We start from the raw sequence: 14750 nt of genomic DNA, 5'->3' as shown, positions 1-14750 counted from the left end.
AAAGGCTCATAAAAAAAGCAAGCTAACATTTTAGCTTGCTTTTGACATGACTGCTAATTTTTTAAATTGCAGTAACTGCATCTTCAATCTCTTTAATGAGCTCCTGATCCTTAAGGCCTGTGACTTGAGCGATGACTTCTGGTAGAGACTTGTCAGTCAAGAGTTCTTGCAGCTCAAGAGATTGCGGGTCTTCAGCATCATGATATTTGAAGACAAAGGCGACGGTTTTTAAAAGATTGTCATAGGAAAGCCCCCGCTCTTTTAATTCACGGATAGGGCGGATAAAGCGCTCATCAAAACCCAGTTTACGAATTGGCGTCCGGGCAACACGGGTCACGTCGTCGACAATATAAGGATTTTCAAAGCGAGAGATGATGACCTTATGATAATCAACTAAGGCTGTTTCATCAAAGCGCCATTTAGCCATCAAGAGACTGCGGATCTCTGCTAGAACTGCTTCAACATTGGCTTTAACCCTTTCGTTTTTAAGCGCTTCAAGGATGGTCTGAGCGCTATAGAAAGCACCAGTATAGGCAGATGTTGCATGACCGGAGTTGACTGAGAAGAGCTTGCGTTCAATGAAAGGTGTTAATTCTTCTTCATAATGCACGCCCTCCAGTTTTAACGCCTTATTTTTCATACGACCTGTTTCAACAACCCATTCTTTGAAGGGTTCAACCACCACAAAAAGAGGATCTTCATGGCTTTGTGCCGGAACAATACGATCAACAGCCGCATTTGGAAAACCGACATATTCCTTAGCATAGGTCAGACCAGCTTCAGATAAGTACTTCTGCACTTCGGACCAGAGGAATTCTGACCCACCAATCATATTTTCACAGGCCAAAACATCAATAGCCTGCTGATTACCAGCAGCTTGGCGGGCTTCGATCCCCTTGGCGACCAATTCAGCGATAAGCGGCAGGATATTAGGACCAATAGCTGTCGTGATCATATCTGCTTGCGCAATAGCTGCCACGACAGCCTCTGGATCTTGAGCATTATTGATACCACTGACACCTGACACAGCGATATGACGCTGGCCATCTTCCGCAATTTCAATCTCGTAACTGTGGCGCTCATTGAGTGCATTGATAATAGCTTCGTTAACGTCAACAAATGTAATGTCAAAACCATTTTCAAATAAAATCTCACCAATAAAGCCCCGACCGATATTTCCGGCACCAAAGTGTACTGCTTTTTTCATCATAAACCTCTTTTCTTACTCAACGCCATTTAACAAACGAATAATAGTTTCTTCTGACTGAGCATCTGCCAGTTTGACAACATTATCGACATCTGCACAGAAAATCGAAATTTTCTGAATCAACTCTAAGTGTTCATCACCGATACCAGCGATTCCAAAGAGAACTGTTGCAATTTGGGGGTCTTCTTCTGTTCCAAAATTAACGCCCTTAGGGACTTGGACAACACTGATGCCTGTCTTTACTACTGACTTTTTAGCATCGTCGGTACCGTGGGGAATAGCGATGAAATTTCCCATGTAGACAGATAGCTCTTGATTACGTTGGATCATAGCTTCGATATAATCTTCATCAACATAACCACCATCTGCCAGCAGACGGCCGCAATAACGAATGGCCTCTTCCTTAGTGTCGAACGCTTGACTCAATTTGATTAACTGTTTTTCAAATTCCATAGATTAACTCTCCAACTCTTTAATGGTTTCTGTGAAAATTTTATTTAATAATTGATAGATGATTTCCTGATTACCCGTTTTGTAAATTTCCGTATAGAGGTGATTCTCAATAATAGACTGACCTATAGCTGACATTAAAGCTTTAATTTCCTTAGAACTATCTAACTTGGTCAACATGACTAAAATCCGACTCACCTTCTCCCGGCTATTATCCATGGAGACTACTTCTATTGGAATAGCCAATTCATAGACCACAAACTGACTGACATCAACAGTATGAGATTGCGTATGAAGTAGGGCTAATCCCGTCTCTGGAATGGCAAAAGGGCTAATCTCAAAGCGCTTCAATAGCTTATTTATCAGATAAGAAGAATCATTGATCCCTTTAAGCAGTGGCACAATTTCTGAAACAGTCTTTTCAAATGTCTCGCTGTTATCGATCTGCTCTAGGTAAAATTGTTCTAAAATCTGACGACTCGCCCCCAAATAATCCTTGAGCACTGTCTGACCAGCCAGCTCAAAACTCTGCTCACGGCGCTCATCACGCTCCAGTTGGACCCTCTGCAGTCTTTCTTGAAGACGTAAGAGTTCAGCATTATTAGGAAAGCTAGCAATCACATCAATCCCCTTTTGATCAGTTGGACTAGTTGATAGGACATAATCATACTGATCTAAATCTTCGACAAGAAAATCTTGTATACGCTTAACTTGGATGGATTGGATAAAGGGAGCAATAGATTTAATTCTGGTAAGAAGTAACTCCGTTGCTAAGGGCCGCTGATCCGTCAGCATAAGCACCTGGATAGGATAAATATCAGGACTTCGCCTTAAGCTGGATGCAAAGTGCAAGGTGATCAGCTCAAATTCTGCTTCCGTTTGAATGTAAGCTGGAAACAAATCTTTAACAACCTGCCTAATAAGGCGATGCAAAAAGTCATTTTGAAAGGCAACGACATGAGCTATTGAGGACACCGATTGATCAGGAAAAAGATTAGGCACCGCCAAACTTAAACGAAGATGATGAAACAAAAATTTAAACAAGGTCTTATCTTTGACAAAATTAATCTTTGTAAAAGATGATAATTTATCAATAAGATTCGTCACACTGTAAAAATAAGGACTGTCAAAATTTTCTACATACAAAGGATTGTCTTGCCGCTTGATATAAAGACTGTCTAATTGACTGGCCCAGTACAGAATCTCATCGCTTTTGTAAACATCACCTGAAAGTCTAGCCAAACTGTAAAAGAGATGTTGTGACAACTCCACAGCCCGCTTACTGATATGATGCACTGTAGAAACCTGACCAAATTGATTAGAAAGGCCTAAGAGAATCACAAAAAATTGAAGCAATTTTGGATCCATATCCGGAATGAGTCCCTGATTTTCCTTAAAAGCCTTCTGAGCAAGCTTAATCGGCTCAGTAAGAGAATCAGGTAGACTTTCTAGCCTGCCTTGATAAAAATCATCAGTTGTTAGGTCATGAGTCAATAAAACAGCTAGTAAATAACGCCTTTTTTCAGAATCTAGGATCAACAGATAACCCTGTTTTCGCTCAAGGCTAACATCAAAGGACTGCAAACGCTCCTCAATCGCATTAATATCTTGAATAATCGTGACATTGCTAACACCAAAACGCTCTTGGAAATACGCATTGGTTAAGGCAGAATCACTCAACAATAAGTCACGTGTAATCAGACTTAGACGTTCACTGCGGCTGTAATTCTCCAGAGTATAAAGTCCACTTAATTTTGATAGATCACCAGCTAGAACATACTTCTTATGATCTTTTATCAGATCTATATTCAACTGTTTTAAGCTATTCGTTAGCTCAGACAACACTCGATAGGCTGTTCTTTGTGAGACACCTAAAATCTTTTGACTGTCATCAACCGAAAGCTTTCCAACCTCCAGGAAAGCTTTAATCAATTTTTCTTCACGTTTATTAAATATCATGGCCTCATTATACACTACTTTAGCTAACAAGATGCTATAGCCTTATTTATGCATCCGATCAACCATCTTGTCATACTCTGGTGTAGTCACCAAACTATCAACAACTAAGAACTGAGCATCTGGCGCAAATTTTTGAGCATCTGATTGATTGGCAATAGAGGTAATAATCAGGATATTTTTAGCATTGAAGTTACCCAACTGAGCATTAGCTACCTTGGAAATTGGAATACCGATTCCATTTGCCTTAAAGATCACCTCTAAAGTCGCTTGTCCCATAGTCGCTGACCCTTCTGCAAGTCCATAAGCAAACACAGCTTCGTCAATATAGTTTAAATCAACGCCATCACGATCGGCTTCATTAGTCTGAGCAGCAGTTGTTGCACCTCCTTGAGCCTCACCAGCCAAGAGACTGACAATTTCATCATATCTAGGTGTTGCTAAGAAATTATCAACCATTACATGGGCTGCACTTGGTGTTCGCTCTGCTGCACGAGCAGCCAACTCTTCTTGAGTGACAATCAAGGTGTGATCTTTATCAGTCAAGTTAGATATAGCCATATTAGTCACTGGAATATCCAGACCTGATTTCTTCACCTTATCACGCAAGATAGAGGCACCCATAGCTGAGCTACCCATACCCGCATCACAGGCAAAGATAATTTGCTTAATATTATCACTCGTAATAGCATTTGAATCAGCCAGCGCTACTTCTTCAGACTGTCCTTTTGATTCTGCCTTAGCCGCCTGAGTCGCTGCTTGAGCTTCTTCCAATGAGATGTCAGACTTATCAGCCTTCAAAATAATTGCTCCGATAAGGAAAGAAACGACTGTCGCAACCAAGATACCACCTAAAACTGCCAAATGCGCACCGATCCCCTTAGGAGACATTAGCATAATAGCAATGACAGAACCAGGAGATGCAGGCGACTTAAGCCCGGCATCTAGAAGCTGGAAGGTAAATGTCCCTGACACACCACCGGCAATGACAGCTAAAAACATAGCTGGTTTCATCATGACATAAGGGAAGTAAATTTCATGAATACCACCAAAGAAGTGGATAATCATTGCCCCCCATGATGAAGATTTAGCAGAACCCTTACCAAATAAAGCATAAGCAATAAGAATTCCCAAACCAGGACCAGGATTAGCTTCAAGCAAGAAGAAGACCGATTTACCCGCTTCTGCCACTTGCTCAGTACCAAGTGGCGTGAAGATACCATGATTAAGGGCATTATTGAGGAATAGAATTTTAGCAGGTTCAATGATCACATTAGCCAATGGCAACAAATGAACCTTTACAATAGCCTCAACCCCTTGACCAACCCATTCCGTCAAAGTCGCAACAATGGGACCGACACCAAAATAGGCAACCAACATCAGACCAAAGCCGATAAGACCAGCAGAGAAATTATTCACCAACATTTCAAAGCCAGTTTTGACCTTAGGCTGAACAACTTCATCAAACTTCTTGATACACCAAGCTCCTAGAGGTCCCATGATCATAGCACCGACAATCATAGTAACATTGGGTTTACCATTAGCCACAATATCTGAATATTTAGTGACAAATTCACTGGCAGACATAGTCGCCGGATCCAGTCCACTGATCAGACTATTGACCATCAAGCTACCTTGGGTACCAGTGATAGCACCAAAAGTGGCAATAGCACCAACAACACCTCCGCGGTGTTCATAAATATTCTTACCACCTGTAAATCCAATCAAAGTTGGAATCAAATACACCAACATAGGATTAACGATTAGATTGAGTTGTGGATTTGGCAAATAACCATCCGGAATAAACAAGGCCGTCAAAACACCCCAAGCAATTAAGGCTGGAATGTTTGGCATAACCATATTAGAAAGCGCAGTCCCCAACTTTTGGATTCTGAGTTTCAAAGAATTACCTTCATTCATAGATAAATCCTCCTTTTTCTATGAGTCTATTATAGGAGAAAATTTTTTGCCATAACACTCAAATTTTGGCAAAAAAAAATTGTCATAACCCTCTCTTCTTCAATATCCTAACCATTCATGACAAAATCACTACCGTTCATGACATGACGCCCACAAATAGATCAAAATAGATTATACTAAACCAGAGATTAAACCTATCCATATCTCCTATAAGAGTTAAAATCCTAGTAATGCAGTTGCTTAGAAAGAAGGAAATCATATGGCTCCACTAAAATGGTTTGCAGGCAGCGAGGAAAGACAAGATCTTGCTCTATCCACCCTCAAAAACCTGATTAAGGAAGTAAGAAAAATAGAGGACAGTCAGGCCTTACAAGAAGTACTAAAAACTTATCAAAGAAAACTAGAAGAAAGACAAATACCAATTCCTGCTATTTTAACTGGCTTCAATATCGCAGTCTCTAAAGTTCTAAGAGAAAATCACATCCTATTGACTAATCAAGCAGAAGAATACCTAACCACAATTAGAAAACTCTCTTACATTAGATATGGGTACTAATAGCTAAGAAAAACGAGATCCTAGCGCAGCTGGATCTCATTTTTTTATTAGAAAACGATCTCAACATCAGATTGAGATCGTTGATACTATTATTCAACTGTAACCGCCTTAGCAAGATTACGTGGCTTATCAACATCCAAACCACGCTGTAAAGAAGCATAATAAGCAATTAATTGTGTCGGAATAACCATGGAAATACTTGCTAAATAATGATGAACCTTATTGACAACAATATCATCACCATCTTGAGCTAGTCCTTCCTCTACAATCGTAAGGACATTAGCCCCACGTGCTGCAACCTCTTGTATATTACCACGAGTATGAGCCGCAACCCCCTCACTCGAAGAAATCAAGGCTAATACAGGTACGCCTTCTTCAATCAATGAAATGGTTCCATGCTTTAATTCACCTGCCGCAAAACCTTCACATTGAATATAGGAAATTTCCTTTAACTTCAGCGAAGCTTCCATCGCCACATAATAATCGTTACCACGTCCAATATAGAAAGCATTACGACTATCTGGAAGAAGGGCAGAGACCTTATCGGCAATAAGATCTTTTTCAGAAAGTGTTGACTCAATAGACTGTGCCACAATAGATAATTCATGCACAAGATCAAAATCAATAGCTTCTTGCTTACCATTAGCCTCACCAACAGCCTTAGCCAAAAAGGCAAGTGCTGCTATTTGAGCTGTGTAAGCCTTGGTAGAAGCAACCGCAATTTCAGGTCCAGCATGCAGAAGCATGGTATAGCTAGCTTCACGTGATAGAGTGGATCCCGGAACATTGGTCACTGTTAAGCTTGGAATTCCCATCTCATTAGCCTTAACCAATACTTGACGACTATCTGCTGTTTCACCAGACTGGCTGAGCAAAATAAACATAGGCTTTTTGCTCAAAAGTGGCATATTGTAACCCCATTCTGAAGCAACTCCGAGCTCAACAGGTGTATCAGTCAATTGCTCCAGCATAGACTTAGCTGCAAAACCAGCATTGTAAGAAGTACCAGCCGCCAATATATAAAGACGATCAGCTTCTTGAACTGAGGAAATAATATCCTTATCGACTGTCATCTTACCAGCTGCGTCAGCATAAGTGTTGATTAACTTGCGCATAACAGTAGGCTGTTCGTCAATCTCCTTGAGCATATAAAATGGATAAGTTCCTTTACCAATATCGGAAAGATCCAACTCTGCTGTATAGCTAGAGCGTTCCTGAACCTTACCATTATAATCCTGAACCTCTACACCGGATGCTTTTACAATAACCAATTCTTTATCATGAATTTCCATAAATTGGTTTGTTTCACGGATCATAGCCATAGCATCGGAACAGACCATATTATAACCATCTCCCAGACCAATCAAAAGAGGAGATTTGTTTTTAGCAACATAAATAGTCTCTGAATCCTCTGAATCCATAAGCGCAAATGCATAAGATCCTTCAATAATAGACAAGGCTTTCTTAAAAGCTTCAAGAACAGGTAGCTCATCTTCTTCAACAAACTTACCAATCAAATGAACAGCAATTTCAGTATCAGTTTGCCCTTTAAAATCATGACCAGTCAAATAAGTTTCCTTGATAGTCAAATAGTTTTCAATCACACCATTATGCACCAGGGTAAAACGTGATGTTTGGGATTGATGTGGATGGGCATTAACTTCGCTAGCTGGTCCATGAGTTGCCCAGCGTGTATGACCAATTCCTGCTGTTCCCTTGGTATCTCCTACCTTTTCTTCCAATTGAGCAATTCGCCCAACTGCTTTAATCAGATGATTAGACTGCCCATCGGTAACATAAATACCAGCAGAATCATAACCACGGTATTCTAATTTTTCCAATCCTTGAATCAAAATATCTGTCGCATTAGCATTACCTACGACACCAACAATTCCACACATACAATTAATCGGCAGAATTAAACTGCCTCTCCTTTTTAATTTTATCCTTAATTGGTATAGTCTTTTTTTATTTATAAACTATGAATACATTATAAATAAAGCCTATTTATTTGTCAACTTCAAAAATTGGTATAGTTCAATTACCAAAAAGAAAAACAGCCGTGCCAGGCTGCTTTACTCTACTGAGATAAATCCAAATTTATCCAAAGGCCAAATACGAGTAGAGGCTACTCCCTTAATCTGACTCTTCTTAATCAGACCAAATGAACGGCTGTCCTGCTTATTTTGCCGATTATCATTTAAAATCAGATAACTATCTTTAGAAATCGTATTAGTCTTATCATTTCCATTTAAGCTATTAATTGAAAAATCTTCTGTATAAAAATGATCAGCTTGGGCTGTTTTTAAAAAACGATTCTTATCTTTTTTTAGATAGGGTTCTTTGTTGACCTTGTGATCAACATAAAGAACATCATCCATTGATGTGACTTCTTGCCCTTCCTTAGCAATGATCCGGCCCATATACTCCTTACCATCTACCTCATAGACGACAAAATCTCTTACCAAGGGGGAACGTTGCTTAGCAATAGTGACAATATCACCGGATGCTAGATAATGATTGCTACTATCATCCGTTACCTTGAAGGTTGAAAAGAAGAAAATACGAAACAATATGACTATTAAAATAACAATCAAAGCGAGCAAAATATTTCTTATGAGATCACGTCTTACCATTAGTGCTCCTTTCAATCCTCACCATTATAACATGATGACAACAATTTTAAAAGGTGGCTAATCCTCAGTCAACATTCTCTAGCGATGTTCTAATTAAATGATTCAATAGCAAATAATAAAAAAGCCCTTTCGGACTCTTTCTATCTTATTTGATTGTGCGAACACGCATAGTGTTTGTACCGCCTGAACCTACAGGTACACCAGCAACAATCACAATATCGTCACCTGATTGTACAAGACCAGACTTAACAGCTTCACGTTCAGCCACTTCAAACATGTCATCAGTTGATGCAGGTTTATCAGCAATAATTGGAATAACACCCCAGTTAAGCATCAATGATTTTTGGATTTTTTCATCGAAAGTAACAGCTAAGATATCAGCTTCCGGACGATATTTAGAAATCAAACGAGCAGTGTTTCCAGATTCTGTAATGGTCACAACCAACTTGATATTCATAGAGTTAGTAGCATCTTTAACAGCAGAAGCCACTACATCTGTCTTGGTAGAACGTTCAAATTTTGAAGAATCCAAACGACCGTACTCTTTCAAAAGAGTTTGAGCATTTTTATCAATCGTAGCCATTGTACGAACGGATTCACGAGGATATTTACCATTGGCAGACTCACCAGAAAGCATAGTAGCATCTGTACCATCGATAACAGCGTTGAAGACATCAGAAACTTCAGAACGAGTTGCACGTGGCTTATCAGTCATTGTTTCCAACATATTTGTCGCTGTAACAACAATTTTACCAGCAGCATTAACCTTGGTGATGATCATTTTTTGGTAGACTGGAACCATTTCAAATGGTACCTCAATACCCATGTCACCACGCGCAATCATGATACCATCAGCAGCTTCGATAATTTCATCGATGTTTTCAATCCCTTGTTGGTTTTCAATCTTAGCCAACAATTTAACATGACCATTACCTGTTTCTTCACAGATAGCACGCACTTCGTTCACATCTTTAGCTGTACGTACGAATGAAATTGCGATGAAGTTAAGTCCTTGTTCCAAACCAAAGCGGATATCTGCATTATCACGTTCTGCCAAAGCTGGGAATGGAATTTTAGTATTAGGGATATTAACACCCTTTTGTTTAGCAATGATACCATCGTTTTCAACTTCAACTTCGAATTCACGAGTAGCATCGTCTTTCCCAACAACACGAAGACCAAGCTTACCATCATCTACAAGAATTTGTTTACCAATTTCAACATCATCGTAAATATCAAGGGCACCAGCAACATTCAATGCAATAACATCTTTAGTAGATTGGATTCCTTGTTTTGTAGCAACACGAAGTTTGTCACCAGTTTTGTAAGAGTATTCTTTCGCATCATCTGCAAACAACTCAGTACGAATTTCAGGTCCTTTTGTATCAAGCAAGAAACCAACTTTTTGACCAGCAATTTCCTCAGCTTTACGCACAACTTCCATACGTTCACCTTGCTCTGCATGATCACCATGTGAGAAGTTAAAACGAAAGACATTAGCACCTTCACTGATTAGGTTAGCAATATTTTGTGCTGATGCTTCATGATCGAGGCTTTCACCCCAATAGCCATCATCACCAAATTTCTTACCGCCACGGATTTCTACCGCAGGACCGAGTGTTGCAACAATTTTTACGCGTTTATTCATGATAATATGAACTCCCTCTATTTTAAATCCCTATTGGGACAGATTTAACTAGTTTTTTAAAAAAATAATAATTAGTAAGTTAAGCTACGTGCCAAATCAGCAAAGTCAAGGCGAGCTTTATGCGGAGTGTTAACGATAATGCTACCATCTTCAGCTAGACTAAATAGGGCACCTTCCTCAGCTGTTCCTAGGATTGGACTCTCTACCAATGCTTCATCATGGATACCAATAGCAAGACCACCTCGGCCTTCTTTAAGTAAGTCAACAGCGTGGGCACCCATCCATGAAGCAAGTACACGATCACGTGCTGTCGGAGCTCCTCCACGCACAATATGACCAAGATTTGTCGCACGAAGATCGCTAGTATCACCAGCTTCCTTCATCTTCGCAGCAAATTCATCGGCACCCATAACACCTTCAGCCAAGACAATGATATGGCGCTTCTTGCCCTTGTTTTCATAGCCGTCTTTTACCTTGGCAACAACGTCATTGATATCATAATCTTCTTCTGGAACAATAATTTGATCAGCACCAGCTGCAATACCAGCCCAAAGAGCAATATCACCAGCATTACGTCCCATCACCTCAACAACAAAGGTACGGTTATGACTATAGGATGTGTCACGAAGTTTATCCAGGGCATCTACGGCTGTTGTTACAGCAGTATCAAATCCAATAGTGTAATCAGTACCAACGATATCATTATCTATCGTACCTGGAAGACCAACAGCAGGGAAGCCATGCTCAGTCAAGCGCATGGCACCGTGATAAGAACCATCACCACCAACAACGACAACACCTTCTATGCCGTGTTTTTTTAGCTGCTCAATCCCTTTAAGTTGGCCCTCAAGAGTGGCAAACTCAGGGTAACGAGCAGACTGAAGAAAGGTTCCACCACGATTAATAATGTCAGTTACACTTTTAGCATCAAAAGGAATGATATCCCCATCGACCATACCAGCATAACCACGATTAATACCGAAGACTTCCATGCCTTCAGCAATTGCTTTACGAACAACTGCACGAACAGCAGCGTTCATCCCAGGGGCATCTCCACCACTGGTCAAAACAGCAATACGTTTCATTCTACCTGATACTCCTTTTTTCTTTTTAACCCTTTAATTATAGCACACTCAGTATTAAAATGCTTCTATTTCTAACAAGTTTTTAGTGATAAATCGTTTTCAACGTCACTGCCTGAAGCTCATTTTGAAGTTCTTGAGATTTTGAAACATGGATCTTATGACTCTGCAGTGTTTGATTGCTATCTTGATAGTGCAATACTACTGGTATATTCCCTGGATAGCGCTTTAATATCTCTGCGATTTCCTGATCCTTATCATGATTGTCTACTTGTATCCAAAATCTTTCACGACTAACCGTCTCTAAAGATTGCATTATTAGCTGCAAGGCCCCATTTCTCTCTTGCGTGCGACCACTAACATAAACAATATCTCCTTCTTTTAAGGATGCTTGCCAAACTTTATACGTTTCCGGAAAGAGAGTAACATCGAGTCTACGCTTAGTATCACTAAGGCTCAAAAAGGCCATCTGCTCTCCTTTTGACTTGGTTCTAATAACACGTACACTCTCGATTTGACCAAGTACTGTAACTTGTTCTTGCTCTATTAGATCATCAAAAGGTGTATAGGAGCCACGCAACTCCTTAGAGAGGATAGCTAAAGGATGCGGGCTAATCCCTACACCAAGCAATTCTACTTCCATGTCATATTTTTGACTGGCTGTATAGTCCTGGGCTTCTACCCAATGATAGGAGGATTCTGCAAAGAGACTGCCTAATTCATTGACAAAGGTGAAAAGTGCTTCAATATTGTCTTCTATTTTTTTACGATTGGAATCAAAAGAATCAAAAAGACCAATCTTGACCAAAGGAATCACGAGCTCCAACTTTTGATACTGTCGAGGTAACTGGGTGAAAAAATCTTCCACCGACGCAAAGGGACGCTGCTCAATAATCCAGTAAGCCAAGTCTCTAGGGAAGCCCTTCAAGTTTTTCAGCCCCATATAAATCTGCCCATGAGAAATCTTATCCGTATAAGGGATATTATTGATAGTCAAACGTCCTATCTGAAAGCCAGAATCCAAGGCATCCGTAATATAATCACTGCTTGAATAATTAAGCATGACATCGTAAAAAATTGAGGGATAATGGGCCTTAAAATAGGCTAACTGGAAGGCTAAAGCAGAATAAGCAAAAGCGTGACTGCGATTAAAGCCATAACCGGCAAATTTGGCCATTCTTTGAAATAGATCCTCAGCAATCACCATATCACGCTTCAATGCCTTAGCCCCCGACATGAAATCAGCTTTCATTTCCTGCATCTCTGTCGCATTTTTTTTGGACATTGCTCGGCGCAAGAGATCGGCTTTACCTAAGGTAAAACCAGCGTAAATCTGCGCAATCTGCATAACCTGCTCCTGATAGAGCATAATACCATAGGTACCTTCCAAAATAGGAGCAATCAGAGGATCAATGAGGTCTACTGGTTCTTTACCAAAGCGACGTTTGATAAAATTTTCCGTATAATCACTAGCACCCGGGCGATTGAGACTAGTGGTCGCTACAACATCCTCAAACGTCTTAGGTTTAATGCGCTTAAGGAGATTAATCGCTCCCGCTTGCTCAAACTGAAAAATCCCTTTTGTGCGACCTTGTGCAAATAAGTTTAAAGTTTGGGGATCATTGAGATCAATAGACCTAATATCTAGATCAATATTCTCTTCCTCCTTAAGCTTTTCAGCCATTCGCTGCACAAAGGTCAGATTTCTGAGTCCCAAAAAATCCATTTTAAGCATCCCGTTTGCCTCAACACTAGGAGCATCATATTGGGTAATCATCATATCTTCACCAGGTTTCAGAGGAATATGATTGGTCAGATCATCATCGCTCATCACAACACCTGCCGCATGAATGGAGGTCTGCCTAGGTTGCCCCTCTATTTTTAAGGCAATAGCAAAAGCCTTTTGATACTCAGCCTTGGCATTAATAATCTGCCTAAAAGACATATTATTATCATAAACCAAGCGCAGATTATCCTTAAAGCCAATCTTTCTCGTAATGCTAGTCAACTCATATTCAGCCGCCCCAAATCTTTTAAAAACATCACGAATCGCTTGCTTAGCCCCAAAAGTTGAAAAGGTTACAATCTGAGCCGAATGGCGACTTCCGTAACGTTCCCTGACATAGTGCAGAAATTCAGCACGGTAAACATCTGGTAAATCGATATCAATATCAGGCATGCTATAGCGCTCAACATTTAAAAAACGTTCAAAAAGAAGATTATTTGTCACAGGATCAATTCCTGTAATGTCTAAAGCATAGGCCACCAAACTACCAGCTGCTGATCCACGTCCCATCCCCATATAATAGCCACGACTACGACCAAAGCGCAACAAATCCCAAACGATTAAAAAATAATCATCAAACCCCATTTGATGAATGATATTTAATTCATGTTCTAGTCGCTCCTGATAAATAGATGAGGTCAACTCTTTTTCAAGCAAGCCCTGCTCTGCTCTTTCCCTCAATTCCAACCGTGCTTCTTTCTCCCGATTAAAACGAGGGAGTTTTAAACTATGATCAAACTGATAGTTTACTTGACTGAGTAACTTTTCTAAATTAGCTAGACTATCTGGATACTTCTCTCTAAAGACAGCTTCTATATCAGATCTAGCATATAAGCGCTGATGGGCAGCAGGCGAGGGAACATCTTTTAGGGAGAGGTTATCTCTAATCGCATGTAAAACCTGCAATGCTTCCCTATCACTATCCTCAAAGTATCTAACCGTTTGGATAGGAAGGACAGGATGATCAAACTCCTTCTGGGTCGATCGAGCAGTTACACCGATATAAAAATCAAATCCCAAGTCCTGATCTATCAGCTTGGTAGACTCTGGCAAAATATAGGCAAGACCTTGGTGATCACGGTTCAAATCTTCAAGTTTCAACTCTCCAGACATTTGTAAAGTTGATAACACAAGCAAACGTTTATAGCCAACCGTGTCCAGGGCGATTGCCTGAACTAGTAAAGGCTCATCGCCCACCAAGACCTCCAACTCAAGTCCAAGAACAGGCTTGATCCCCGCTTTTTGAGCTTGAGTGATAAAGGGATAGGCTGCATACAGATTATGACGATCCATAATACCCAGATGGCTGTAGCCAAGTTCCTTCCCTTTTTTGATGTAGGTAGAAATATCGACCAAACTATCCATAAAACTATATACAGTTTTTGTATCTAGGGGTACAAACATCACTTATCCTTTCTATCATACAGTCATCTACCTATCATTATACTACGAATCTCACAATTTTACGCCTTATAATAACTATTCAAAAAGACTGAGATGAAACATCTC

Annotated in this window: 10 protein-coding genes; 1 reads left to right on the top strand and 9 read right to left on the bottom strand. The window is 40.1% G+C overall.

Translation table 11 applies throughout. The annotated features are described in order from the left end of the window. Positions 1-61: 61 nt before the first annotated feature. Genes AC4HAJ_RS01220 through AC4HAJ_RS01205 form a run of 4 tightly spaced genes read right to left on the bottom strand, consistent with a single transcriptional unit; the run spans position 62 to position 5533 of the window. A complete protein-coding gene (locus tag AC4HAJ_RS01220) occupies positions 62-1207 on the bottom strand; it encodes a mannitol-1-phosphate 5-dehydrogenase (protein ID WP_491078327.1) in 1146 nt (381 codons plus the stop codon). Between the two features lie 15 nt (positions 1208-1222). Beyond that, complete coding sequence (locus AC4HAJ_RS01215; protein ID WP_491078326.1) at positions 1223-1660, bottom strand: PTS mannitol transporter subunit IIA; 438 nt, start codon at positions 1658-1660, stop codon at positions 1223-1225. Between the two features lie 3 nt (positions 1661-1663). Further along, complete coding sequence (locus tag AC4HAJ_RS01210) at positions 1664-3616, bottom strand: BglG family transcription antiterminator (RefSeq protein WP_491078325.1); 1953 nt, start codon at positions 3614-3616, stop codon at positions 1664-1666. Between the two features lie 42 nt (positions 3617-3658). Next, positions 3659-5533, bottom strand: coding sequence for a PTS mannitol transporter subunit IIBC (locus tag AC4HAJ_RS01205; protein WP_491078324.1), 1875 nt, complete (start codon positions 5531-5533; stop codon positions 3659-3661). A gap of 259 nt (positions 5534-5792) precedes the next feature. Between AC4HAJ_RS01205 and AC4HAJ_RS01200 the strand changes: the two genes are divergently transcribed. Continuing rightward, positions 5793-6089, top strand: a complete 297-nt coding sequence (locus tag AC4HAJ_RS01200; protein WP_491078323.1) for a bacteriocin immunity family protein — start codon at positions 5793-5795, stop codon at positions 6087-6089. Between the two features lie 89 nt (positions 6090-6178). Here the strand turns inward: AC4HAJ_RS01200 and glmS are convergent, their stop codons facing one another. From glmS to AC4HAJ_RS01175, 5 genes are all read right to left on the bottom strand, one after another. Next, a complete protein-coding gene (gene glmS / locus AC4HAJ_RS01195) occupies positions 6179-7990 on the bottom strand; it encodes a glutamine--fructose-6-phosphate transaminase (isomerizing) (RefSeq protein WP_491078322.1) in 1812 nt (603 codons plus the stop codon). A 174-nt stretch (positions 7991-8164) separates the two neighbouring features. Then, positions 8165-8725: a signal peptidase I gene (gene lepB, locus AC4HAJ_RS01190; protein ID WP_491078321.1), complete on the bottom strand. Its 561-nt coding sequence runs from the start codon at positions 8723-8725 to the stop codon at positions 8165-8167. A gap of 145 nt (positions 8726-8870) precedes the next feature. Further along, positions 8871-10373 carry a pyruvate kinase gene (gene pyk / locus AC4HAJ_RS01185; protein ID WP_491078320.1) on the bottom strand — a complete coding sequence of 501 codons (1503 nt, stop codon included), beginning with the start codon at positions 10371-10373 and terminating at the stop codon, positions 8871-8873. A 71-nt stretch (positions 10374-10444) separates the two neighbouring features. Further along, positions 10445-11458: a 6-phosphofructokinase gene (pfkA, locus tag AC4HAJ_RS01180; RefSeq protein ID WP_491078319.1), complete on the bottom strand. Its 1014-nt coding sequence runs from the start codon at positions 11456-11458 to the stop codon at positions 10445-10447. An 82-nt stretch (positions 11459-11540) separates the two neighbouring features. Beyond that, the gene (locus AC4HAJ_RS01175) at positions 11541-14645 is read right to left on the bottom strand and encodes a DNA polymerase III subunit alpha (RefSeq protein ID WP_491078318.1); all 3105 of its coding nucleotides are present in this window, start codon (positions 14643-14645) and stop codon (positions 11541-11543) included. Between the last annotated feature and the right edge of the window lie 105 nt (positions 14646-14750).

The sequence above is a fragment of the Streptococcus sp. ALY_211 genome, assembly GCF_058314555.1.
The sequence above is the reverse complement of the archived record's forward strand: the minus strand, read 5'-3'. Positions and strand labels throughout refer to the sequence as shown.